General features: G+C 66.6%; 19 protein-coding genes and 1 tRNA gene. 9 read left to right on the forward strand and 11 right to left on the reverse strand.

Features of this window, described 5'->3' with window-relative positions:
* Nucleotides 1-44 precede the first annotated feature (44 nt).
* The gene (locus FQS62_RS19600) at nt 45-437 is read left to right on the forward strand and encodes a DoxX family protein (RefSeq protein ID WP_049449072.1); all 393 of its coding nucleotides are present in this window, start codon (nt 45-47) and stop codon (nt 435-437) included.
* 18 nt (nt 438-455) lie between these two features.
* Here the strand turns inward: FQS62_RS19600 and FQS62_RS19605 are convergent, their stop codons facing one another.
* Nucleotides 456-2,231: a serine hydrolase domain-containing protein gene (locus FQS62_RS19605; RefSeq protein WP_226053608.1), complete on the reverse strand. Its 1,776-nt coding sequence runs from the start codon at nt 2,229-2,231 to the stop codon at nt 456-458.
* Between the two features lie 647 nt (nt 2,232-2,878).
* Between FQS62_RS19605 and FQS62_RS19610 the strand changes: the two genes are divergently transcribed.
* Together FQS62_RS19610 and FQS62_RS19615 are read left to right on the forward strand one after the other, a co-directional pair.
* The gene (locus FQS62_RS19610; protein ID WP_049451464.1) at nt 2,879-3,442 is read left to right on the forward strand and encodes a hypothetical protein; all 564 of its coding nucleotides are present in this window, start codon (nt 2,879-2,881) and stop codon (nt 3,440-3,442) included.
* The gene (locus tag FQS62_RS19615; RefSeq protein WP_208043879.1) at nt 3,439-3,954 is read left to right on the forward strand and encodes a hypothetical protein; all 516 of its coding nucleotides are present in this window, start codon (nt 3,439-3,441) and stop codon (nt 3,952-3,954) included. Before FQS62_RS19610 ends, FQS62_RS19615 begins: the two co-directional genes overlap by 4 nt.
* Before the next feature lie 109 nt (nt 3,955-4,063).
* On the opposite strand, the gene FQS62_RS19620 is transcribed toward FQS62_RS19615, so the two are convergent.
* The 4 genes from FQS62_RS19620 to dtd form a co-directional block, all read right to left on the reverse strand.
* Nucleotides 4,064-4,139: transfer RNA gene (locus FQS62_RS19620), tRNA-Ile, on the reverse strand.
* A 52-nt stretch (nt 4,140-4,191) separates the two neighbouring features.
* On the reverse strand, nt 4,192-4,860 hold the full coding sequence (locus FQS62_RS19625; RefSeq protein WP_099589675.1) for a hypothetical protein: 669 nt from the start codon (nt 4,858-4,860) through the stop codon (nt 4,192-4,194).
* 138 nt (nt 4,861-4,998) lie between these two features.
* On the reverse strand, nt 4,999-6,852 hold the full coding sequence (rpoD, locus tag FQS62_RS19630; RefSeq protein ID WP_049449065.1) for an RNA polymerase sigma factor RpoD: 1,854 nt from the start codon (nt 6,850-6,852) through the stop codon (nt 4,999-5,001).
* Between the two features lie 90 nt (nt 6,853-6,942).
* Nucleotides 6,943-7,383 (reverse strand): D-aminoacyl-tRNA deacylase, encoded by a 441-nt coding sequence (gene dtd / locus FQS62_RS19635; RefSeq protein ID WP_049449062.1) that lies wholly within the window; start codon nt 7,381-7,383, stop codon nt 6,943-6,945.
* Between the two features lie 61 nt (nt 7,384-7,444).
* Between dtd and FQS62_RS19640 the strand changes: the two genes are divergently transcribed.
* The 4 genes from FQS62_RS19640 (at nt 7,445) to FQS62_RS19655 (ending at nt 11,685) form a co-directional block, all read left to right on the forward strand.
* The gene (locus tag FQS62_RS19640) at nt 7,445-8,365 is read left to right on the forward strand and encodes a lauroyl acyltransferase (RefSeq protein WP_049449060.1); all 921 of its coding nucleotides are present in this window, start codon (nt 7,445-7,447) and stop codon (nt 8,363-8,365) included.
* A gap of 72 nt (nt 8,366-8,437) precedes the next feature.
* Nucleotides 8,438-9,574, forward strand: coding sequence for a GTP cyclohydrolase II RibA (ribA, locus tag FQS62_RS19645; protein WP_100442894.1), 1,137 nt, complete (start codon nt 8,438-8,440; stop codon nt 9,572-9,574).
* A gap of 75 nt (nt 9,575-9,649) precedes the next feature.
* A complete protein-coding gene (locus tag FQS62_RS19650) occupies nt 9,650-10,150 on the forward strand; it encodes a PH domain-containing protein (RefSeq protein WP_088480054.1) in 501 nt (166 codons plus the stop codon).
* Nucleotides 10,147-11,685 carry a PH domain-containing protein gene (locus FQS62_RS19655; protein ID WP_208043880.1) on the forward strand — a complete coding sequence of 513 codons (1,539 nt, stop codon included), beginning with the start codon at nt 10,147-10,149 and terminating at the stop codon, nt 11,683-11,685. The genes FQS62_RS19650 and FQS62_RS19655 overlap by 4 nt, the downstream gene beginning before the upstream one ends.
* Before the next feature lie 110 nt (nt 11,686-11,795).
* Here the strand turns inward: FQS62_RS19655 and FQS62_RS19660 are convergent, their stop codons facing one another.
* Nucleotides 11,796-12,854: a CDP-glycerol glycerophosphotransferase family protein gene (locus FQS62_RS19660; RefSeq protein ID WP_164158454.1), complete on the reverse strand. Its 1,059-nt coding sequence runs from the start codon at nt 12,852-12,854 to the stop codon at nt 11,796-11,798.
* Between FQS62_RS19660 and FQS62_RS19665 the strand changes: the two genes are divergently transcribed.
* Nucleotides 12,853-13,671, forward strand: a complete 819-nt coding sequence (locus FQS62_RS19665; RefSeq protein WP_049449054.1) for a glycosyltransferase family 2 protein — start codon at nt 12,853-12,855, stop codon at nt 13,669-13,671. The genes FQS62_RS19660 and FQS62_RS19665 overlap by 2 nt on opposite strands.
* Before the next feature lie 43 nt (nt 13,672-13,714).
* Nucleotides 13,715-14,836, forward strand: a complete 1,122-nt coding sequence (locus FQS62_RS19670; protein WP_208043881.1) for a glycosyltransferase family 4 protein — start codon at nt 13,715-13,717, stop codon at nt 14,834-14,836.
* Here FQS62_RS19670 and FQS62_RS19675 read toward each other — a convergent pair.
* From FQS62_RS19675 to def, 5 genes are all read right to left on the reverse strand, one after another.
* Nucleotides 14,809-16,098 carry an O-antigen ligase family protein gene (locus FQS62_RS19675; protein ID WP_049449051.1) on the reverse strand — a complete coding sequence of 430 codons (1,290 nt, stop codon included), beginning with the start codon at nt 16,096-16,098 and terminating at the stop codon, nt 14,809-14,811. The two genes, FQS62_RS19670 and FQS62_RS19675, sit on opposite strands and share 28 nt — an antisense overlap.
* Nucleotides 16,099-16,215: 117 nt before the next feature.
* Nucleotides 16,216-17,937, reverse strand: a complete 1,722-nt coding sequence (locus FQS62_RS19680; protein WP_099589671.1) for an ArnT family glycosyltransferase — start codon at nt 17,935-17,937, stop codon at nt 16,216-16,218.
* A gap of 23 nt (nt 17,938-17,960) precedes the next feature.
* Nucleotides 17,961-19,292 (reverse strand): 16S rRNA (cytosine(967)-C(5))-methyltransferase RsmB, encoded by a 1,332-nt coding sequence (gene rsmB, locus FQS62_RS19685; RefSeq protein WP_208042961.1) that lies wholly within the window; start codon nt 19,290-19,292, stop codon nt 17,961-17,963.
* A gap of 3 nt (nt 19,293-19,295) precedes the next feature.
* On the reverse strand, nt 19,296-20,219 hold the full coding sequence (gene fmt / locus FQS62_RS19690) for a methionyl-tRNA formyltransferase (protein WP_049451463.1): 924 nt from the start codon (nt 20,217-20,219) through the stop codon (nt 19,296-19,298).
* Between the two features lie 119 nt (nt 20,220-20,338).
* Entirely contained in the window at nt 20,339-20,851 is a 513-nt protein-coding gene (gene def / locus FQS62_RS19695) for a peptide deformylase (RefSeq protein WP_049449044.1), read from the reverse strand.
* Nucleotides 20,852-20,859: the final 8 nt, after the last annotated feature.

The following is a 20,859-nucleotide window of genomic DNA, read 5'->3' on the forward strand; positions in this document are numbered from 1 at the left end:
GTGGGCTCCGATCACCCTCGACGGCCATCTCCGAGGACACCGACGTGAGCCACGCATCCCACTCGCTCGCTTACCTGCTTGCACGCATCCTGCTGATGGCGCTGTTCCTGGTCTCCGGCCTGGGCAAGCTCGGTGATCTCAACGGCACCCAGGGCTACATGGAAGCCATGGGCGTGCCCGGCCTCCTGCTCTGGCCCACCATCGCCTTCGAGATCGGCAGCGGACTATGCATCCTGCTCGGCTTCCAGACCCGGCTGGTGTCGGTGGTGCTGGTGGGTTTCAGCCTGGTCACCGCCTTCATCTTCCACCACAACTTCGCCGACCAGACCCAGCAGATCATGTTCCTGAAGAACCTTGGGCTGGCCGGTGGCTTCCTGCTGCTGGCCTGCACAGGCGCCGGGCGCTACAGCATTGACGGCCGGGGGCGGCGCGCCTGACCCAACGCCACGCAGGCATCAGCCAGCGTCCGCATTGCGGACGCGCTGCAAGCGCAGGTTGCGCCACGTCGGCTGGAGGCCACGGAAGTCCACGGCTTCGCCATCGCTGGTGAACAACAGGCCAGGCTCCACTTCAGCAACCAGGCGGATGCCATCGATGTACAGCCAGCCCTGTCGTTGCTCCAGCACAACGGACATTGACGGCTTGCCCCATTGGTCGATGCGATAGCGACCCAACCAGGGGTGCCAATGGAGGGTATTCGGCCCGGCAGGCATCTCCATGGTGTCGTTCTGGTCCAGGCCATCTTCCCCGTTCGTACATTCCAGATGCGCAGGCAGCATGTCCGTTGCCGCATGGTAACGGTACGTCGCAACCTCTCCATCGGCGCCTTCGGTAAACAGTTGATCGCCGTCGATGGCCGCAAGCCGGGTACCCGCTTCACTGGCCTCTCGACGCAACAGCAATTCACCATTTTCGGCAGCCACAATCTTCGCTTTGGCGCTGCGACCAATCCAGTTTCCCGCCATCCGCTGCAGCTGGCTCTGGTTCAATCGGATCGGCGCCAGCGACGATACCGGCACGCGGGGCTGCCGTGGTCCGAAACGCGCCGACAACAGTCGATCGAGCAGACGCTCGCCGAAGCCGTACCCTGCGGACGTCGCACGGTTGAACATTGCAGCGAAACCCACCTGCGCCTGCGGGCAGTACGTGAAAACGCAACCGAATCCGAAGCCGCCACCGCGGTGGTGCAGCAGCCGTACCGGTGTGCTGCCGTAGCGGCGCTCGCTGCGCATCACACCTAGCCCGTAGTCGCCACCCAGGCCGAAGCCATGCATCTCGTCCCAGAGATGAGGTGCGAGCAGTTGCTGCGTGCCTGCCTTACCGCCAGCAAGCATGAAGCCAAGATACTTCGCCATGTCGGCAGCACTGGTCCAGACGCCTCCCGACACCACCAGCGGTGTCACTGACGGCACCTGCGCATAGCCCTCCTGGGTTCCCAGTGCCCGACCCTTGCTTGCCAGGTAGACCGACGCATCGGCCGTACTGTCGCGCATTCCCAGCGGCTCGAAGATCCGACGCCGCAGCCACTGCGGGTAATCGACACCCGCAGCCTGTTCAAGGACATGGCCTGAAAGGTCGAAGCCCAGGTTGGAATAGCGGTAGCGCGTACCTACCGGAAAGCGCAGCCATGTCTGGGAGATGCTTCGGACATGCGCATCAAAGCCCGGTGACGCCGGTTCGTAGTTGTTGCCCAGCGGCGCCTCGTGCGTGAATCCAGCACGGTTGGCGAGCAGCAGGCGCAGCGTGATGTGCTCCTGCGGTGAATGCTCAAAGCGGCTGCGCACCGTGAACGACGGCAGATGGTGGGTAATGGGCGCGTCCAGCTCAAGGATGCCGTCCTGCACGGCCAACAGCACCGCCACCGCCGCGAAATTCTTCGAGGTGGACTGGATGCTGAACATCGTACTGGCGTCTACTGCTGCACTACCGTCGCCCGATGCGTACCCGAAGCCCTCGGCCCAGCGCACCTGCCCGTCTTCGACCAGGCAGACGGCAGCGGCACCGATGTCGCTGCCTTTCATGGCGGAGCGGATTGCATCCCGTTCCGTCTCGATCAAGCTCTCAGTAAGGACTGCATATGTCTTCCCGGTAGCAATGCCCGCCGGCATGAGCGCGGCCGCTGGAACGGCAGCGGCACTGGCCAGGAAGGTGCGACGACTGAGCGTCCCAGGCATCAGATCACTCCACTTCGGGATGCCGTCATCTTCTCGCCAGCAGAAATGGTTGGGCATGTGTCATTCGACACAGGGGGCGGCGATGGACGGTGTTGCGCTGTCTGCGGCTGAGCGGGCCTCAGCCGGGAGGTTCCAGCAAGCGGAGTCCCTGCGCCGAAACAAAGGCGCGGGACTCCTTCCAATAGGCTTGTGGCGGTTCCCGCAGCTCTGTTAGTGACCCGTAGTCGTTGATGTGCAACGGGTCGCCCGGCACCGGGCCCGAAGCGTGTGCCGGACCAGAACGTAAACAAGAAATGAATACAGACCACAGAGGACTGGGGGAGGCCGCACCACTTTTCCGTTCTATGCGGGCGATGCAGATGTGCACACGGGATCGAATCCATCACCGGCGACCTGCGTGCACTCCGTTTCAGTTGCGCGAGCAACTCCAACGTTGTTGCGTCGCGTACCAGACTCAGTGTTCATCGCAAGGAAACTGCACCACCCTCATGGAATACAGAAGTTCATCGCAGAAATTCGCTGCAGCACTCATCGTTGCCGTACTCGCCACGGGAGCAGTAGCCGCCTTTCTCCTCCTTCGCCCCACGCCACAGGCCTCGCAAGCAGCACCGAAGGTTGGACAGGCGGGAGGACCGCGCGAGAATCCCGCCGCGCCGACACCTTCGGCGGCGTCACCCGCGTTACGGCCTGCCAACAGCACGAGCATGCTGTTTCCCGGTGTTCCGCAGAATCGCGATGCCATGGAGCCCAAGGACGATGATCCCTTTGATGGGCGTAGCCGCGAGGAGCAACGCTGGCTGGACGAACACGGCTATCCGAATACCGCGCAGTGGGCTTCCTACTCCAGCGCGCCGGATGCGTTGCTGGAACAGGCCGCCAATAACGGCGACAAGCTTGCCCGCACGATCCTGGACTCGAGAAGGCTCCCCGATCGAGCGGCCCTGGACCAGATGATGTCGTCCGCCGTGGACGGCAACTACTTTGCGTTGCAGTTGCTTGCGACACATTTCGCATCCACCGGTCGAGCGGGAAACATCAACGCATACGCGGTTTCGCGTGTCCTGGAGATGCGCGCAGACCCTTCCGCTGCGCTTGGCAGGGAAATCATGTTCTCTGCGCCACTCACCATCGAGGAGCGGATGCAGGGGGAGGCCGAAGCGCTTCGCCTGAACGCTACCTTCAACCAGCTCTACCAGGGAAGAACGGGCAACCCGTTCGTTCCCGATTACCGCCCGTTCCCCGTTGACAACTCGCAAGGATGGCAATGAAACCTGTAAGTAAATTCGCCCTGGCCACCGCAGCTTTCACCATTACCGGTGTTGCTCTGGCCTGCACCGTTCTTCCAATGCTCCCGTTCTCGATATCGGTCGACCTGACGGATATTGCGGCGGCCAAGCAAGCCGGTGCCTCGTCCGCAGAGGCACCCAACCGGGCATTCCTGAAGAAACTGGATGAGACCGCTGAAAGGACCTTCGGTGCCGATGCATGGCGCAACACGTCCTTCGTCGGCAACGTCATGTACAAGACGAAAATCATGATGATGACCGGCTCAAGCATGATCACCGTCAGCAAGCCGTGCGGGAAGTCGGCAGAAGAGTCAGGCGGCACTGAAGACAGCTTCGCCTCGACACCGCCGTCTGGCGGTGGCGGTGGCGGAGGTGGCACTGGCGGTGGTGGCGGGATCGGCGGCTGGTTCCCCGGTGGTGGCGGGTGCTTCGGCAACTGTCAGCCGCCCCCGCCCGGTCGCGTTGGTCCCATCGAGAATCTGCCGCGATCCTGAGGGCCCTTCAATGAAGGGGCATCGCCGCAAGGTGCTGCCCCTGGCGCCCCCTGATGCACCAGCCAGACGCCATCGGGGCTTCGTCACTGGACTTCGTTGGACAGCGATGTGGTGGGCCCATCAGGATTCGAACCTGAAACCAAGGGATTATGAGTCCCCTGCTCTAACCGTTGAGCTATAGGCCCGGCGCAGCCTCACAGTGTAGTGAGGCCGGCAAAGGGTTTCCACTGCGCGCCACTACTGCCCCAGGCGCTGCATCAACCGATCCAACGGCGCACGGTTGTGGTACTCACCGCGCAGGCGGCGCTCGTGCTCGCCACACTGTCCGTTGTCAGCCACCACCAGGTCGGCGCCGCGCAGCAGTACGCGTGTCGTGCAGTCACCCTGGCGCAGATGCAGTACGTCTTCGTCCTCCTCCGGTGCAGCGCGGCCCAGGACCCGCGGTGCCGCCCCCTCGCCGCCCTCCTGCGTGCTCAGCTCGAATGCGTCCCCCTTGGCCGCGATGTCGATGGCATTTCCGTCACTGCGTTCCCAATGGGCGACCCAGCTGGTCAAGCTGGTCTCGTAGTAGTTGCTCGTTTTCATCACGCGCGACTCCGGCGCCCAGCCCACCACTTCCTTGCTCGGCGAACGTGCTTTCACGCAGTAGTAGTTGTTCCAGCTGTCGCCGATCACCAGGCCGGTCCCCGGTTCCATCTCCTCGCCACTGCGGCACCCCTCCCGTTCCTCGTCCAGGCAGCCTTCTGCCTCGCCCAGCAGCAGCACCTGCCCGGCGTCGACCACGCGACCCACGGCATAGTCGAACTGGCTGCTGAAGAAACTCTCGGCATTGCATGCCGGTGGTTGTGGAATATCCGCCCAGGCAACCAGCGGTGACAGCGAGAGCAGCAAGATCGGCAGTTTCATCGGCATTCCATTGACCAGTGCGAAAACAGGACACGCATCCTATCCCGTCGCGTGCAACGCGGACGAGACCGCAGGCAAAAAAAAACAGACCCCGCTTCCGCGGGGTCTGTCGGATGCTTCATATGCAGCGGATACCCGTCAATCGATATCCAGGAAGCTGCGCAGCTGCTCCGAGCGGCTCGGGTGACGCAGCTTGCGCAGGGCCTTCGCTTCGATCTGGCGGATGCGCTCGCGGGTCACGTCGAACTGCTTGCCGACCTCTTCCAGCGTGTGGTCGGTGTTCATGTCGATGCCGAAGCGCATGCGCAGCACCTTGGCTTCCCTCGGGGTGAGGCCGGCCAGCACGTCGCGCACGGTTTCAGACAAGTTGATGTTGGTGGTGTTCTCGATCGGGGACTCCACGTTGGTGTCCTCGATGAAGTCGCCCAGATGGGAATCCTCGTCGTCGCCGATCGGGGTTTCCATCGAGATCGGCTCCTTGGCGATCTTCATCACCTTGCGGATCTTGTCTTCCGGCATGTCCATTTCCTTGGCCAGCTCCTCCGGCGTAGCCTCGCGGCCGTACTGCTGGAGCATCTGGCGGGAAATGCGGTTCAACTTGTTGATCGTCTCGATCATGTGCACCGGAATACGGATGGTGCGTGCCTGGTCGGCAATCGAGCGGGTGATCGCCTGGCGGATCCACCAGGTGGCATAGGTCGAGAACTTGTAACCACGGCGGTACTCGAACTTATCCACGGCCTTCATCAGGCCGATGTTGCCTTCCTGGATCAGGTCGAGGAACTGCAGGCCGCGGTTGGTGTACTTCTTGGCGATCGAGATCACCAGGCGCAGGTTGGCCTCGACCATTTCCTTCTTGGCCTTGCGCGCCTTGGCTTCACCGTAGGCCATGGCACGGCTGATTTCCTTCAGCTCTTCCAGGTCCAGCTGGGTCAGCTTCTCGATGTCGATCGTCGCCTGCTGTTCGGCGATGATCTGGTCCTTCACTTCGCGCAGGGCCGACGACCACTTCTGCTTGCGCTTCAGTGCGTCTTCCACCCACTCCAGGTTGGTCTGGTTGCCTTCCCAGGAGCGGATGAAGTCCTTGCGCGGCATGCGGGCGGTGACGGTGGCCAGGTTCAGCACGCGGCGCTCATGGGCCTTGATCGACGCCATGGTGTCGCGCAGCTGCTTGGTCAGCACATCGGTCAGCGGCAGCGGCAGCTTCAGGGTGACGAACACCGCCGACATCTCTTCGCGCAGGCGCGGCAGGTTCTTCTTGTCGCCCTTGGTCGCCGCCTTCTTGAAGGCATTGAAGGCATCGCTCAGCGCCTGCATGCGCGCAGCGACCTCCTCCGGGTCCGGACCGGTCGGTGCGGCTTCTTCCTCGCCACCCTCGACATCATCGTCCTCGTCCTCGTCGGCTTCGGCGTCGGCATCATCGCCATCATCGGAAACGACAGCGGCGGGCGCAGGCACTTCGTCGGCCAGGTCGTTGAAGCCGACGATCACTTCGGCCAGGCGCTTCTTGCCTTCCTTGTGGGCTTCGTAGTCGGTCAGCAGCGACTCGACCGAGACCGGGAACTGGCCCAGGGCAGCCTGGACCTGCGAAAGGCCTTCCTCGATGCGCTTGGCGATGGCGATTTCGCCTTCGCGGGTCAGCAGCTCGACGGTGCCCATTTCGCGCATGTACATGCGCACCGGGTCGGTGGTACGGCCACCTTCGGTGTCGAGCGCGCTCAGCGCGGCGGCGGCTTCTTCGGCCGCGGTGTCATCGACTTCGCGGTTGCCGGTGTTGCCGTCGTTGAGAAGCAGGGTTTCCACATCCGGCGCAACTTCATGGACATCAATGCCCATGCCGTTGATCATGCCGATGATGTCTTCGATCTGTTCCGGGTCGACCATGTCGTCCGGCAGATGGTCATTGACTTCGGCGTAGGTCAGGTAGCCCTGTTCCAGGCCCTTGCTGATCAGTTGCTTGATTTCGGATTGGGCAGGACGTTCGTTGGCCATGTAGTGCTCGCGCCACCGGCTAGGGAGAAATAGGGAACGTAGCATTATACCAGCCCGGGGCCCGGCCTGCCGGGCGGTGGTCCCGGCGGCCTAGGGCCTGAGAAGGAAGGTCACGGGACCGTCATTGACCAGGCTGACGACCATATGGGCACCAAATCGACCCGTTTCCACCCCTGGCGCGTGATTTTCACGACAGATCTCGACAAAACGATTGAACCCGCGTTCAGCCTCGTCCGGCGGCGCGGCGCTGGTGAAGCTGGGCCGCATGCCCGATCGGGTGTCGGCCGCCAGAGTGAACTGGCTGACCAGCAGCAGCCCACCACCGGTGTCGCGCAGCGACCGGTTCATTTTTCCGGCCTCGTCGGCGAACACCCGGTAGCCCAGCAGGCGCTCGGCCATGCGGTGCAGCTGGGCCTCGGTATCGCCCGGCTCCATGCCCACCAGCGCCAGCAGGCCCGGGCCGATCTGCCCCACCGCCTCGTCATCGACATGGACGGCGGCCTGGCTGACACGCTGGATCAGGACGAGCATCGTGGGCTTCCAATGAACGGGGCCGGCCACGATAGCAGCGCCCTTGGCTAAACTGGCGCCGATGAATCCGCAACGCAAAGCCCGGCTGGTCTATCGCGCCACCACCCTGTTCGCTCGCCTGCCCTGGCCACTGCTGCGGGGGTTCGCGCGCGCCCTGGCGTGGGCGTGGATCAATCTCAACGCCCGTGAGAGCCGCGTCACCCGGCGCAACCTGGAACTGGCCTACCCGGAGCTGGACGGCGCTGCACGCGACCGCCTGCACCGCGATCTGCTGCGCTCCACCGCGCTGCAGGCCATCGAGACCCTGCGCCTGTGGAGCCAGAGGCCGGCCGACAACCTGCGCCTGCATCTGAAGCAGCGCCATGGCGAGGCCCTGTACGACGCAGCCCTGGCCAGCGGCAAGGGCGTGATCGTGGCCGCGCCGCACTTCGGCAACTGGGAGCTGCTGAACCAGTGGCTGGCCTCGCGCGGGCAGATCGCCATCGTCTACAAACCGCCGGAGGACGAGGCCAGCGATGCCTTCCTGCAGCTGGTGCGGGGCGGCCAGAACGTGCAGCAGGTGCGCGCCGAAGGTCCGGCCGTGCGCCAGCTGTTCAAGGTGCTCAAGGACGGCGGTGCCACCGGCATCCTGCCCGACCAGCAGCCCAAGGCCGGCGACGGCGTGTTCGTGCCGTTCTTCGGCGTGCAGGCGCTGACCATGACCCTGGTCAACCGCCTGGCCGAGCGCACCGGCGCCACCGTGCTGTATGGCTGGTGCGAGCGCATCGGACCGGACATGGAATTCGCCCTGCACATCGAGCCGACCGACCCGGCCGTGGCCGACCCGGACCCGCAGGTAGCCGCCACCGCCCTCAATGCCGGCATCGAGCGCATCGCCCGCCGTGATCCGGCGCAGTACCAGTGGACCTACAAGCGCTATACGCTGCGGCCACCGGGCAGCGGCGAGGAAGACCCGTACGCGACTGAGGAACACCCGCACTGACGCCCGCCGGGTCCCTGCGACCGGCGGCCGCAGCACGTTGAATACGACGCCGGCGCCCCCATAGAGACTGCGATGTCCGCCTCCCCCGGTCCTGCCATGCCTGCTGCTTCTTCCCTGTTCGGCGATCCGGCCGCGATCCGCTGCGAACGCGCGGTTGCCGAACTGCGCGCCGGTCGCCCGGTCCTGCTCCACGATGGCCAGGGCCAGCGCCTGGCGGTAATCGCGCTGGACAGCGCCACCGCCAGCAGCTTCGCCGCCTTCGCCAGCGCCGCGTGCGAACGCCACTACCTGTTCCTGACCGCCACCCGCGCCCGCGTACTCGGCGTGGAGGCACCTGAGGGCGCGCGCCTGCCGCTGGCCGGCGTTGCCTTCGATGCCCTGCCCTCGCTGGGCTACCTGCGCGAACCCGGCCCGATGCCGGACGGCTGGAGCGCCGGTGACGCCTTCGATGCCGGCGCCGTGGAACTGGCCCGCCTCGGCCTGTTGCTGCCGGCGATGGTGGCGGTGCGCCTGGACGCCGATGACCGCACCTTCGACGGTGCTGCCGAAGTGGCCCTGTGCGACCTCGCCGAAGGCGCGGCCCATGCGGCCCACGATTACGAACTGGTGGCACGTTCGCCAGTACCGCTGCGCGATGTCGGCATGACCACCTTCGCGGTGTTCCGCGGTGGCGTGGCCCAGCGCGACCAGGTCGCGATCATCGTCGGTGACCCGGACCTGTCGGCCGTGGTGCCGGTGCGCGTGCACTCCTCGTGCCTGACCGGTGACCTGTTCGGCTCGCTCAAGTGCGACTGCGGCGACCAGCTGCGGCGTGGCCTGCGCAAGCTGAAGGAACTGGGCGGCGGCGTGCTGCTGTACCTGGACCAGGAAGGCCGCGGCACCGGCATTGCCGCAAAGATGCGCGCCTATGGCTACCAGCATGACGGCCTGGACACCATCGACGCCGACGCACAGCTGGGCTTCGGCGCCGACGAGCGCCGCTACGGCAGCGCGGTGGCGATGCTGCATGGCCTGGGCATTTCGCGCGTGGCCCTGCTCAGCAACAACCCGACCAAGGCACAGCGGCTGCGCAATGCCGGCATCGAGGTACTGGACTGCATTCCGGTCACCGGCGAGATCACCGCCGAGAACGAACACTACCTGCGCACCAAGGCCGATCGTGCCGGCCACATGCTGGATGTGGACGCGCTGATCCAGGCTGCCCAGTAACGCAGCCGACCTGCTACCGTCTGCGCGGTGCGGCCACGGCCGCCACCGCCTGCCCTGCCGCCTGACGGAGCCCGCGTGACCGACGTTCCCCTGACCTCTCCGCCCACCGATGCCTGGCAGTCGCTGCCGCAACGCGCCGCCCGTCTCGCTGCACTGGAAGGCGCTTTCGGTGGTCTTTTCGTGCCGGGGCTGCCACTGGCCGCGGCCGCATGGTTCTTTGATCTGCCCGGCGGCCTGTGGACTGCCGCCCTTGGGCTGCTGATCGGCATCGTTTTCGGTGCGTGGCTGGGCCGCCGGCGCCTGACCCGCACCCGCTGGCGGCTGGACGCACAGGGCCTGGGCCTGCGCCGCGACCTGATGTGGCAACTGGAGACGCGCATTCCCATTTCGCGCGTACAGCACCTGGACCTGCGTCGGGGCCCGTTGGAGCGACGCGCTGGCCTGGCCACACTGATCGTGCACACCGCCGGTACCCGCATGAGCGCAGTGACCGTGAGCGGCCTGGACGAGGCCGACGCCGAGCGCCTGCGCGACACCCTGTCCCATCAGCTCGACCAGGACGCCGACGCCCTGTGAGCCTGCCGCCGCCCCTGCCTGCATCGCTGCCCGCCGGTGGCGAGGATCACCGCCTGCACCCCTGGTCATGGCTGTTCGTGCTGCTGATGCAGCTGCGCCACTACTTCCTGCCGCTGGTTGCGCTGCTGGTGTTCGGCCAGCGCGGCGACCGCGACCCGATGTGGGCGCAGCTGATCCCGCTGTCGGCGATCGCAGCACTGGTGCTGGTATCGGTGCTGCAGTACCTCAGCTACCGCTACCGCATCGGCAGCGATGCGATCACCGTGCGCAGTGGCCTGCTGGCACGCAACCGCCGCGAGATCCCGTTCGCCCGCATCCACAACGTGGAAGTGCGGCAGAACCCGCTGCACCGCCTGTTCGGCGTGGCCGAACTGCGCCTGGAATCGGCCGGCGGCGTGCGTCCGGAAGCCGAGATGCGGGTACTGAAGCTGGATCAGGCACTGGCGCTGGAACGGCTGGTGCGCCAGCGTGGGCAGGCGCCTCAGGCCGCTGACGCCGTTGATGCGCCGCCCATTGCCAACGCCGACCGCGAACATGTGCTGCTGCGCCTGTCCGGTTGGGATGTGGTGCGCATGGGCCTGCTCTCCAACCGCGGTTGGGCGCTGGCGGTGGCCGCATTCGGCGTGCTGTTCCAGACCGTGCCACGGCCGGTGATGGACGATGCCATCCAGCGTGGTGGCCGAGAAGCCTTCGGCTACGCCAGCCATCTGCACCCCGGCATGGCCGGCGCGTTCCTGCTGCTGGCTGCCGCACTGCTGCTGGGCTGGCTGGCACTGCGCATGCTGTCGGTGGTGCTGACCCTGCTGCGCTACCACGGCTTCACCCTCAGCGAGCAGGATCGCCGCCTGACCGTTTCGGCCGGTCTGCTCAGCCGCACCCGCAGCAGCGTGGCGCGCCGCCGCATCCAGGCCTGGACGCTGCGCGAAAGTACTTTGCAGCGCTGGTTCGGGCTGCGCCAGCTGCGCATCGACAGCGCCGCTGGCGGGCCCTCGCGCGATGAGGACCGTGCCCTGCGCGAACTGGCACCCCTGGCGTCAAGTACGCGTTGCGAGCAGCTGGTGCGGCACCTGCTGCCACAGTTGCAATGGCCACCGGCGCAGTGGCAGTCCATTCCGCAGCGCGGCTGGTGGCGGCTGTGCCTGGGCGCACTGGTGGTGGTACCGCTGTTGGCGGCAGCCGCGTACTGGCGCTGGGAAACGTGGGGGTTGGTGGTATTGGCCTGGTTGCCGGTAGCGTTGCTGGTCGCGCACCGGCAGATGGCACGCATGGGCTGGTACCTGGACGACCACTACGTGGCGGTGCGCGGCGGCTGGTGGAAGCGTTGGTGGCGCTGGGCCGAGCTGGACAAGGTGCAGGGCCTGCGCCTGCAGCGCTCACCGCTGGACAAGCTGCTCGGCACCAGCAGCCTGCAGCTGGATACCGCCGGCGCGCATGGCGATGTGGCACTGACCCTGCACCATCTGCCGCAGGCACAGGCCCAGCAGGTGATGGAGCAGCTGGCCGCAGCGCTGGCACGGCGCAAGCTGCGCTGGTAGCGCGGCCGATCATTGAACCGCCATCCACGCATGGCGTGGATCTACCGTAGAGCCGAGCCCATGCTCGGCTTGCCGCAGCCGAGCATGGGCTCGGCTCTACAGGACCTACGTCACCGCTGCGACGGCCCCCAGTAGCCGAGGTCCTTGCGGATCTGCAGATCGCGCACCCAGCTGCCGAACGGCTTGCGCCGCAGCGCGCCCATTTCACCGGACAGGAAATCCTCGGTCGCGGCGATCACCCGTTCGCTGGAACGGCCATCACGGTAGGGGTGGATGGCATCGGCATAGCGCACGATCTCCGCCTGCAGCGCGGCGTCCGGATGCAACGCGCGCTGCAGCATCGCCGGCAGCTGCGCCGGGTCGTCGAAGTCGATCATGTGCGCCTTCGGCACGCGGTTGCGGAAGGTCACCACCGGCTTGTGCTGGACGATGAACTCCGAGACGATCGATGAGGTATCCGAGACCAGCACGTCGGCGGAACGCTGCGCGGCCATGACCTGTTCCGGCTCGATGAAACGGGCATTGGCACCGGCCAGCGCGCGGTAGCGCTCGAACAGTTCGGGCGGGCACTTGGGGTGCAGGGTCAGCAGCCAGTAGTGGCCACCTGCGGCGATATCGGCGGCGATCTGCGCATGCAGGTGCGGAGCGGCGCTGAGCCGCTCGGTGAAGGTCGAGCCAAACAGGATCACCGGACGCCCACCTGCCGCCGCTCGCAGCGCGGCGCTCTCGCCACCATCGTCGCGGAACAGCGGGTCCAGCTTCGGCCAGCCGGTCTCGGCCACCGCGAAATGGCCCTGCAGGGCAGCGATCTCGCGGAATGGTGCGGTCGTGGCCGGCCCCTGCGTGCAGTACAGGTCGAACATGCCACGCACCCGGAAGTGGCCGCGCGCACTGTCCCGCTTCTCCACATTGAAGCCATGGAACAGCTGCACCTTGGCCCCGGACAGGAAGGTCGGCACCCAGTTGGCGGCGCTGAACACGGCCCGCGGGCGCATCGCCAGGGCCTGCTTCAGGCCGACGTTGGGCACCCCCGGCAGGCTGCTGCCGGCCGCGCCATCCTCGAACCAGGCAGCGACGTCCTGCCCGGAGGCGTGCAAGGCCTGCGCCAACGGGGCGAGAATAGGCAGCGCATAGCGCTCCGTCGCAAACAACAGGTACCCGGCCATCATGTCCTCCACGACCGCTCCCATCGAACGGCCTCGCATCTCGGCGTGCATTATCGCGTTCAACGAGGCTGGGCGCATCGGCGACTGCCTGGCCTCGCTGGCCTTCTGCGATGAGATCGTGGTGGTGGACTCGTATTCCACCGATGCCACGGTGGCCATCGCCGAGGCCGCCGGCGCCCGGGTGCTCCAGCGCGCGTTCGAGGGTTTCCGCAGCCAGAAGGCATTCTGCGTCGAGCAGGCCAGCCACGATTGGGTGCTGTGCCTGGATGCCGACGAGCGCATCAGCCCGGAGCTGCGCACGGCCATCGAACAGGCCCGTGACGGCGGCTTCAGCGGCCACGCTGGCTTCCGCTTCGCCCGCCTGTCGGAGTATTTCGGCAAGTTCCTGCGCCACGGCAATGCCTACCCGGACCGGGTAATGCGCCTGTTCGACCGCCGCCAGGGCGGCTGGCGCGGCAAGCGCGAGATCCACGAGGCGGCCAGTGTCGACGGCAGTGTGGGCACCCTCCGCGGCGACCTGATCCATTACCCGTACCGGTCATTGCAGCAGCAGCTGGCCAAGACCGAGAAGTACGCGCGGATGATGGCCGAGCACGAGTTCGCGCGCGGCAAGCGGGCCACGCTGGGCAAGCTGGTGCTGGCCCCGGCCTGGCGGTTCTGGCGCGGCTTCCTGTTCCGCGGCGGCTTCCGCGATGGCTGGCACGGCCTGGTCTACGCCTATGTGCGCGCCAACTACGTGCGGCAGAAGACCATCATGCTGTGGATGCTGGGCAACGGCCAGGCAGTGGCCGACCCGGTCGCACCTGCGGAACGGTCCTGAGCCGGCTGTGTCACACTGACCACGCGTTGCCCGAAGATCCCCCATGAAAATCCTGTACACCAACTTCCACTACGGCGACGGTGGCGGCCACACCACGTACATCGTGTCCCTGGCGCTGGCCCTGCATGGCCAGCACACGCTCCATGTCGCTGCCCCCGCCGACAGCCGCCTGCTGCGCACCGTTGCCGAAGAGGGCATCGCGACCGCCCTGCCGATGGCCTTCGGCAGTGGCCTGCCGACCTTGCCGCAGCAGCTGGCCGAACAGCGCGCGTTGCGCCGCCTGGTGCGGGACGAGGGCATCGACCTGGTCCACGTCAACGGCGCACGCGATCACCGCTTCGTGATGCAGAGCCTGCTCGGCATGCGCCGGCCGCCGATCATCCTCACCAAGCACAACAGCAAGCCGACCAACACCCTGGGCAATGCCTTCCGTGCGCGCTGGGCCACCGATCGCGTGATCGCGGTATCGGCCCATACCGGGCGGCTGCTGGAGCAGGGCCCATACCGCCGCTGTCCGATCGACGTGGTCCGCAACGGCGTCGACCTGGCCCGTTTTGCACCGATGGCCGCCGACGCGGGGCAGGCAATGCGGCAGCAATGGACCCAGGATCCGGATGACCTGGTGCTGGTCAGCAATGCCGGCACTGACGACTACAAGGGCTGGATCGACCTGGCGCAGGCCATCGCCCTGCTGCCCGATGCCATCCGCCCACACGTGCACATGGCGGTGGCCGGCCACCTGCCCAACGCACAGCAGCGCGAACAGGTGCAGGCGCTCGGCGAGGCCGCAGCGCAGGTGCACTTCACCGGCCTGCTGGCCGATACGCGCCCGCTGATCGCCGCCGGCGACGTCGGCTTCGTGCTGTCCAACGACATCGAAACGATCTCCTTCGCCTGCCGCGAAATGATGGCCAGCGCCAGGCCGATGCTGGTCAGCGACTATGCCGGTCTTCCGGAGAACATCCAGCAGGGCGTCGACGGCTGGGTCGTACCCACCCGTGACGTGGCCGCCATCGCGGCGCAGTTGCAGGCGATGTACGAACAGCGCCAGGCCCTGGCGGCAATGGGCATGGCCGCCCGCCGCCATGCAGAAGCCGCGTTCGGCCTGCAGACCTTCGCCGATGCGACCCTGGCCAGCTACGAAGCGGCGCTGGGCTCGCGCTGATCGGGGCGGCGAGGCTCGGACAGCGCCAGCAGCAGCGCGACCCAGGCGGCATAGAACGACGCGGTGCGCATGTCACGCAGCATCATTTCGGTAACGCCGAAGACGGCGAAGGCCACGCAGATGCTCAACCCTGCAGCGGCATGCAACCGCGATCGCTCGTCGCCACGCCACAGGCGTGGCAGGAACACCAGCGCGGGCGCCAGGTACACCAGCACCAGCCCCAGCCCGCCCAGCACACCGTAGGTGGCCAGGAAGTACAGCAGGTCGTTGTGGGTCTCGCCGAAATCACGCGCGACCATCGTCGAGACCTTGCCCTGTTCGGCAAGCCGTTCCAGTTCCTGGCGGAAGCGGTTGCCGCCGCCGACACCGAACACTGGTTGCTCACGGATCATGTGGCCCGCCGCGCTCCACAACTGCAGGCGGATGCAGACCGACGTATCGGCCAGGTGGTCCGCACTGCAATCACCATACTCGTTCACGCCGGCATCGATGCGGTCGCGCAGCGCGCCATCATGGGTGGCGACAATGCCTACGCCCGCTGCAAGTACCAGGCCCAGCAGGATCTTCATGCGGCCAAGCCGACGCCCCATCACCAGCAGGCCGATCAGCAGGAAACAGGGAATCGCCAGCAGGCCACCGCGGGTCTGCGTCCACAGGAAGGCAACCAGGCCCAGGATGCCGGTCAGCAGCTTCAGCGTCGCCTCGATGCGGGTAAAGCGGGTCACCGGCAGACCCAGTGACACCAGGCTCAACACACCAAACAACAGGGTCAGGTCACCGTAGGTCACCGCGTTGAACTGCTGGGTGGCAGGCCGCGCGCCGGTTTCCAGCGCCAGCCAGCCAATGATCACCGCTGCCGACCACACTGCGGGCAGGGTTCCCAACAGGGCGCGCCCAAGGATCCTGCGTGGCACCCGCAGCGCCGCGAACAGGATCAACAGCATCGACAGCAGGCGCGCCGCTTTTTCGACCTCCGACCCTTTCCAGATGCCATGCACACCCAGGCTGACCAGAACACCCACCAGCATCACGCCCATGCCGATGCCCATCCACGCATAGCGACGAACGGCGCCCGGCAGCAGGGCCGGCGATGCCGAGGGCATCAGCAGCAGGATCAGCGACAACAGGATCACCAGATAGAAGCCTGCGCTGCCGCCTTCCATGGTGAGCATCAACAGCGTCGGCAATGCCCCCAGCGCCACCGTATAGGCACCGGCCAGGAAGCCCGACGTGCGGGAAGTAGACGGAGAAAGCGGGATCACGTGGTACGGTCGGCGGGTCGGTGGCGGGAGACCGGCACGGTGCCGGGAGCGGCGCTCATTCTAGGGCAGAGCGAGCCTTCGATTGTCGCAGAGCCGTCATGTTCGTCGCTCATTCGTTCAGTCCTCATCCGGTGGCCCCTGCAGCAGGTACTCGCGTTCCAGTTCCGCCACCGTGGGCGCGCAGGTGCCCCTTACGACCGCCGCAGGAACCAGCCACCAGCGCCGCCGGTTGGAAATGCCTGCCATCTCCGCCCGTGAACGATCAATGCAGCCCTGCATGGCATCGTCGTTCACCAGCAGCCAACGTCGTCCGGGGTCCAGCCGCTGCCAGCGCACGGCCGCCTGCAGCTGCTCATGCCAGCGGTTCTCGAATCCAAACGTGGCCGCCGGCCTGTCGGCCATCAGCAGGTTCTGCTCCTTCCAGGCCACCAGCCCCAGCTCCGCATCCGGCGCGAGGCGTGCGCCGACGTCGCGCATCAATCCACGCGCGGAGCTTGAATCATTCAGCAGCGGGTAGCCGACCAGGCCGTACAACACCCAGGCTGCGGTCAGGGTCGAGACCAACGCCAGGTGGCTGCGACAGCGTCCTGCCACCATCAGGCCCAGCCCACCCCAGAGTCCCATCGCCAGGATCGCCCAGGCCAGCGCGTCGGTCGCGCCAGGTGGCAACCCACGACCACGGGTGAGATTCACTTCGAAGTGCGGATCACCCAGCAGCGCAAGCGCCCCGACCAGGGTCAGGGCCGACGCCAGCACTGCGGTGAAACCCCACAGCAGGCCCTGCACGTCGCGCCGCTTCATCAATCCAGGCAACAGGGGCGCAAGTGCCAGGCAGAACATCGGCAACGCTGGCAGGATGTAGACGTCGCGCTTGCCATCGGGAATGGAGAAGAACAGCACGAGCAGCAAACACCAGGCCAGCGGCAGCAGGTAGCGTGGGTCACGTCGGCGCAGGCGCCTGCGCCAAGCTGGAATAGCCCACGGCAAGGCCAGGAACGCCGGGATCCACATCGACGGCATTACGCCGAAGAAGTACCACCACGGCTGGTGATGATCCCAGGAATGCGTATAGCGGCGCGCCGTCTGCCGGAACAGGATGTCGCTGATGTAGGCACGGTACTCGTCCGAGCCGGTGCCCAGTCCGGCCAGCAGCATCGGTACCAGCCACAACGATACCGCCAGCAGGAACGCCAGTGGCGCCAGCCAGAAACGCCCATCGCGCGCATGCAGGGACACACGCGGCCAGTGCAGGGCCGAGGCGATGGCCGCCGGCACGATCATCAGCAGGGCGAGCATGCCCACACCCTTGGTGATCACCCCGATTCCGGCGAAGAACCAACCCAGCCACCACCAGCGCCAGGCTGGCCCAAGCAGCAGGTGGCGCAGCAGGCCATAGTTGGCCAGGGTGATGAACAACACCAGCAGCGGGTCGATCTGCGCCTTCTTCGCCTGGAAAGTGAACTGCAACGCGAACAGCAGCGCCCATCCCGCGTACAGCCCTACCTGCCGCGTCCACAACCGGCGGCCGAGATCGACCACGCACCACAGCGTACCCAGCGCCGCCAGCAGCGACGGCAGCAGGAAGGCCACCCGCCAGTGGCCGATCACGCCGTACAGCGTGGCCTGCCACCACATCAGCATCGGCGGCTTGTCCGAATACAGCTCGGTGCCGCGATGCGGGAACAACCAGTAACCGCTGTCGACCATCTGCTTGGCCACCAGCGCGAAACGCGGCTCGTCCGAAGGCCATGGATCACGGAGGCCCAGACCGGCCCCCAGCACCAGCAGGGCCATCACCACGAACAACCACGTCTGGCGCGACGCGTGGGTTTTCAGCATGGGACTCGAAACGGCAGCAGAGGTCAGGCTGCTTTTATCAGACGCGCATAGAAGAAACCGTCAGCATCGTTGTCGCCCGGCAGTCGCTGGCGTGCCACACCTTCGCAATCCACGCCGAATGCGTCGCCCAACGGCTGCGCCACGGCGTCCGGATGCCACTTCAGGAACGCGCGTACCTGATCGATGTTCTCGGCACGCAGGATCGAGCAGGTCGCATACAGCAGCACGCCGCCTGGGCGCAGCATCGACCAGCAGGCTTCCAGCAGGCGCGCCTGCACACCGACCAGCGCATCGATGTCTTCGGCACGGCGGTGGAACATCACATCCGGCTGACGACGGATCACACCGGTGGCTGAACAAGGTGCATCCAGCAGGATCGCGTCGAACGGCACGCCATCCCACCATGACCCGGGGTCACTGGCATCAGCAACCAGCGTCTGTGCATGCTCCCCCACCCCGGTACGCGTGTAGGTGTCGCGTGCACGGGCCAGCCGTCGCGCGTCGATATCCAGCGCCAGCAAGCGCAGGCTGGGGTCACGCTCAAGCAGGTGCGCCGACTTGCCGCCAGGCGCCGCACAGGCATCCAGCACGCGTGCACCGGCCGCCGGTGCCAGCGCATCGGCCGCGCATTGCGCCGAGAGGTCCTGCACCGACAGCGCACCGTCGGCAAAGCCGGGCAGCTGGTTCACGGCAACGGGAGCCGCCAGGCGCAACGCATCGGCGCAGAGCGCACTGGCTTCGGCGGCAATACCCGCCTCGGCCAGCGCGGCCAGTGCCTTGTCACGGCCACCGTGCTGGCGGTTCGCACGCAGCCACAACGGTGCCGGCTGAAGGCTGGCGTTGAAGATCGCCTCGGCCTGCGCCGGCCAATCGCGCTCAATCGCATCGGCCAGCCATTCCGGGAAGGCGTCGCGTGCGGGCTGCTCGGGGAAACCTTCGCGCTGCGCACGGCGCAGGATCGCGTTGACCAGGCCTGCCTGGCGCTCACGACCCAGCGCGCGCGCCGCATCGACCGTGGCCGACAACGCCGCATGCGCCGGCAGCTCCAGCACGTCCAGCTGCGCGAAGCCGACCATCAGCAGCGTGCGCAGATCGGCGTCACGCTCCGACAACGGCTTCTGCATCCACGACTGCAGCGCGGCGTCGTAGGTGCTGCGACGGCGCAGGACGGCAAAACACAGGGCTTCCAGCAGCGCGCGGTCGCGGCTGTCGGCCAGCTTCGGCAGCGCCCAGGCCAGTTCAGCCTTCAACGAACGGCCACGGGTGAACACCTGTGCCAGTACACGTGCGGCCAGCATGCGTGTGGCCGCGCCCGGTGCCGCCTTGGCGACGGAGAAATCGTTCTGCTTCGACACCGCTTACGCTCCCACGCGCAGGTCGCGGCGAGCGTTGAGGTAATCGGCGGCGGTGATCGCCTTGCCGCCTTCACGCTGCAGCACGCGCAGGCGCAATGCGCCTTGGCCACAGGCGATGTCGATGCCATCACGGCTGGCGGCCAGCACCGTACCCGGTGCCTGGCCGTGGTCCGCCTCCAGCGCCACCGCGCCATGGATGCGCACGCGTTCGCCGGCCAGCGTCGCCTCGGCGATCGGCCACGGATTGAACGCGCGCACGGTGCGCGCCAGCGCGCCCGCGTCCTGCGCCCAGTCCAGCTTCGCTTCGGCCTTGTCCAGCTTGTGCGCGTAGGTCACGCCCTGTTCCGGCTGCGGCCGCGCGATCGGCTTGATGCCGGCCCGCAGCAGGCCCAGACCATCGGACAGCACCTGCGCGCCCAGTTCCGCCAGCTTGTCGTGCAGCTGGCCACCGGTATCGGTGGCGGCGATCGGCAGCTCCTGGTGCAGCAGCACCGGGCCGGTATCCAGGCCGGCCTCCATCTGCATCAGGCACACACCGGTCTTTGCGTCACCGGCCTGGATCGCACGCTGGATCGGCGCGGCACCGCGCCAGCGCGGCAGCAGCGAGGCGTGCACGTTCCAGCAGCCGTGGGTCGGAATGGCCAGCACCGCCTTGGGCAGGATCAGGCCGTAGGCCACCACCACCATCAGGTCCGGCTGCAGGTCGCGAAGCTGCTGCTGGGCCGCCTCGTCCTTCAGCGACTCGGGCTGGTAGACCGGAATGCCACGGGCCACCGCTTCGAGCTTGACCGGCGACGGCGCCAGGCCACGGCCACGCCCGGCCGGACGATCAGGCTGGGTGTAGACGGCCACGACCTCATGATGGCGCGCAGCCGCGCGCAGCGATGACACCGCGAATTCCGGCGTACCGGCAAAGACAATCCTCATGGCTACCCCACTTGCAGGATGGATTCGTGCAGGAAAGAAAACGGCGCCGTCGGCCGGCGCCGTACAGCCCGCGCGTGCCGCGCAGGCGCGGGCCACCCGAAGGCGGCCCGGATTGGCGATCACGCCACGTGCTTGCGCTGCTTGGCCAGCTTCTTGCGCACCATCTCGCGCTTGAGCGGCGACAGATAGTCGATGAACAGCTTGCCGTCCAGGTGATCCATCTCGTGCTGGATGCAGGTGGCCAGCACTTCGCCGGCTTCCAGCTGCTGTTCCTGGCCATTGCGGTCCAGGTACTTCACGGTGATGGTATCGGCACGGGTCACGTCGGCGAAGATGCCCGGAACCGACAGGCAGCCTTCCTGGTACACCCGGCCCCCGTCCCTGGCGACGATTTCCGGGTTGATGAACACATGCGGTTCATTCTTTTCTTCGCTGACGTCGATGACCATGAAGCGCTTGTGCACATCCACCTGGGTGGCGGCCAGGCCGATGCCCGGGGCGTCGTACATGGTCAGGAACATGTTGTCGATCAGTTCCTGGAAGGCCGGCGTGGTGACTTCGGCAGCTTCGATCAACGCAGCCTTGGTACGCAGGCGCGGATCGGGGAACTCGAGAATGGGGAGAAGGGCCATGGCTGTTT

Source organism: Stenotrophomonas sp. SBJS02, assembly GCF_020428325.2.
Taxonomy (GTDB): Bacteria; Pseudomonadota; Gammaproteobacteria; order Xanthomonadales; family Xanthomonadaceae; genus Stenotrophomonas; species Stenotrophomonas africana.

Bases quoted from the DNA above. Each gene is read 5' to 3' on its own strand.
- ribA (WP_100442894.1), top strand. From the start codon at position 8,438: ATGTCCGCCTCCCCCGGTCCTGCCATGCCTGCTGCTTCTTCCCTGTTC.
- dtd (WP_049449062.1), bottom strand. From the start codon at position 7,383: ATGCTCGTCCTGATCCAGCGTGTCAGCCAGGCCGCCGTCCATGTCGAT.
- rpoD (WP_049449065.1), bottom strand. From the start codon at position 6,852: ATGGCCAACGAACGTCCTGCCCAATCCGAAATCAAGCAACTGATCAGC.
- FQS62_RS19670 (WP_208043881.1), top strand. From the start codon at position 13,715: ATGAAAATCCTGTACACCAACTTCCACTACGGCGACGGTGGCGGCCAC.
- def (WP_049449044.1), bottom strand. From the start codon at position 20,851: ATGGCCCTTCTCCCCATTCTCGAGTTCCCCGATCCGCGCCTGCGTACC.
- FQS62_RS19665 (WP_049449054.1), top strand. From the start codon at position 12,853: ATGTCCTCCACGACCGCTCCCATCGAACGGCCTCGCATCTCGGCGTGC.
- FQS62_RS19625 (WP_099589675.1), bottom strand. From the start codon at position 4,860: ATGAAACTGCCGATCTTGCTGCTCTCGCTGTCACCGCTGGTTGCCTGG.
- FQS62_RS19610 (WP_049451464.1), top strand. From the start codon at position 2,879: ATGCTGTTTCCCGGTGTTCCGCAGAATCGCGATGCCATGGAGCCCAAG.
- fmt (WP_049451463.1), bottom strand. From the start codon at position 20,219: ATGAGGATTGTCTTTGCCGGTACGCCGGAATTCGCGGTGTCATCGCTG.
- FQS62_RS19640 (WP_049449060.1), top strand. From the start codon at position 7,445: ATGAATCCGCAACGCAAAGCCCGGCTGGTCTATCGCGCCACCACCCTG.
- FQS62_RS19680 (WP_099589671.1), bottom strand. From the start codon at position 17,937: ATGCTGAAAACCCACGCGTCGCGCCAGACGTGGTTGTTCGTGGTGATG.
- FQS62_RS19605 (WP_226053608.1), bottom strand. From the start codon at position 2,231: ATGCCCAACCATTTCTGCTGGCGAGAAGATGACGGCATCCCGAAGTGG.
- FQS62_RS19615 (WP_208043879.1), top strand. From the start codon at position 3,439: ATGAAACCTGTAAGTAAATTCGCCCTGGCCACCGCAGCTTTCACCATT.
- FQS62_RS19660 (WP_164158454.1), bottom strand. From the start codon at position 12,854: ATGATGGCCGGGTACCTGTTGTTTGCGACGGAGCGCTATGCGCTGCCT.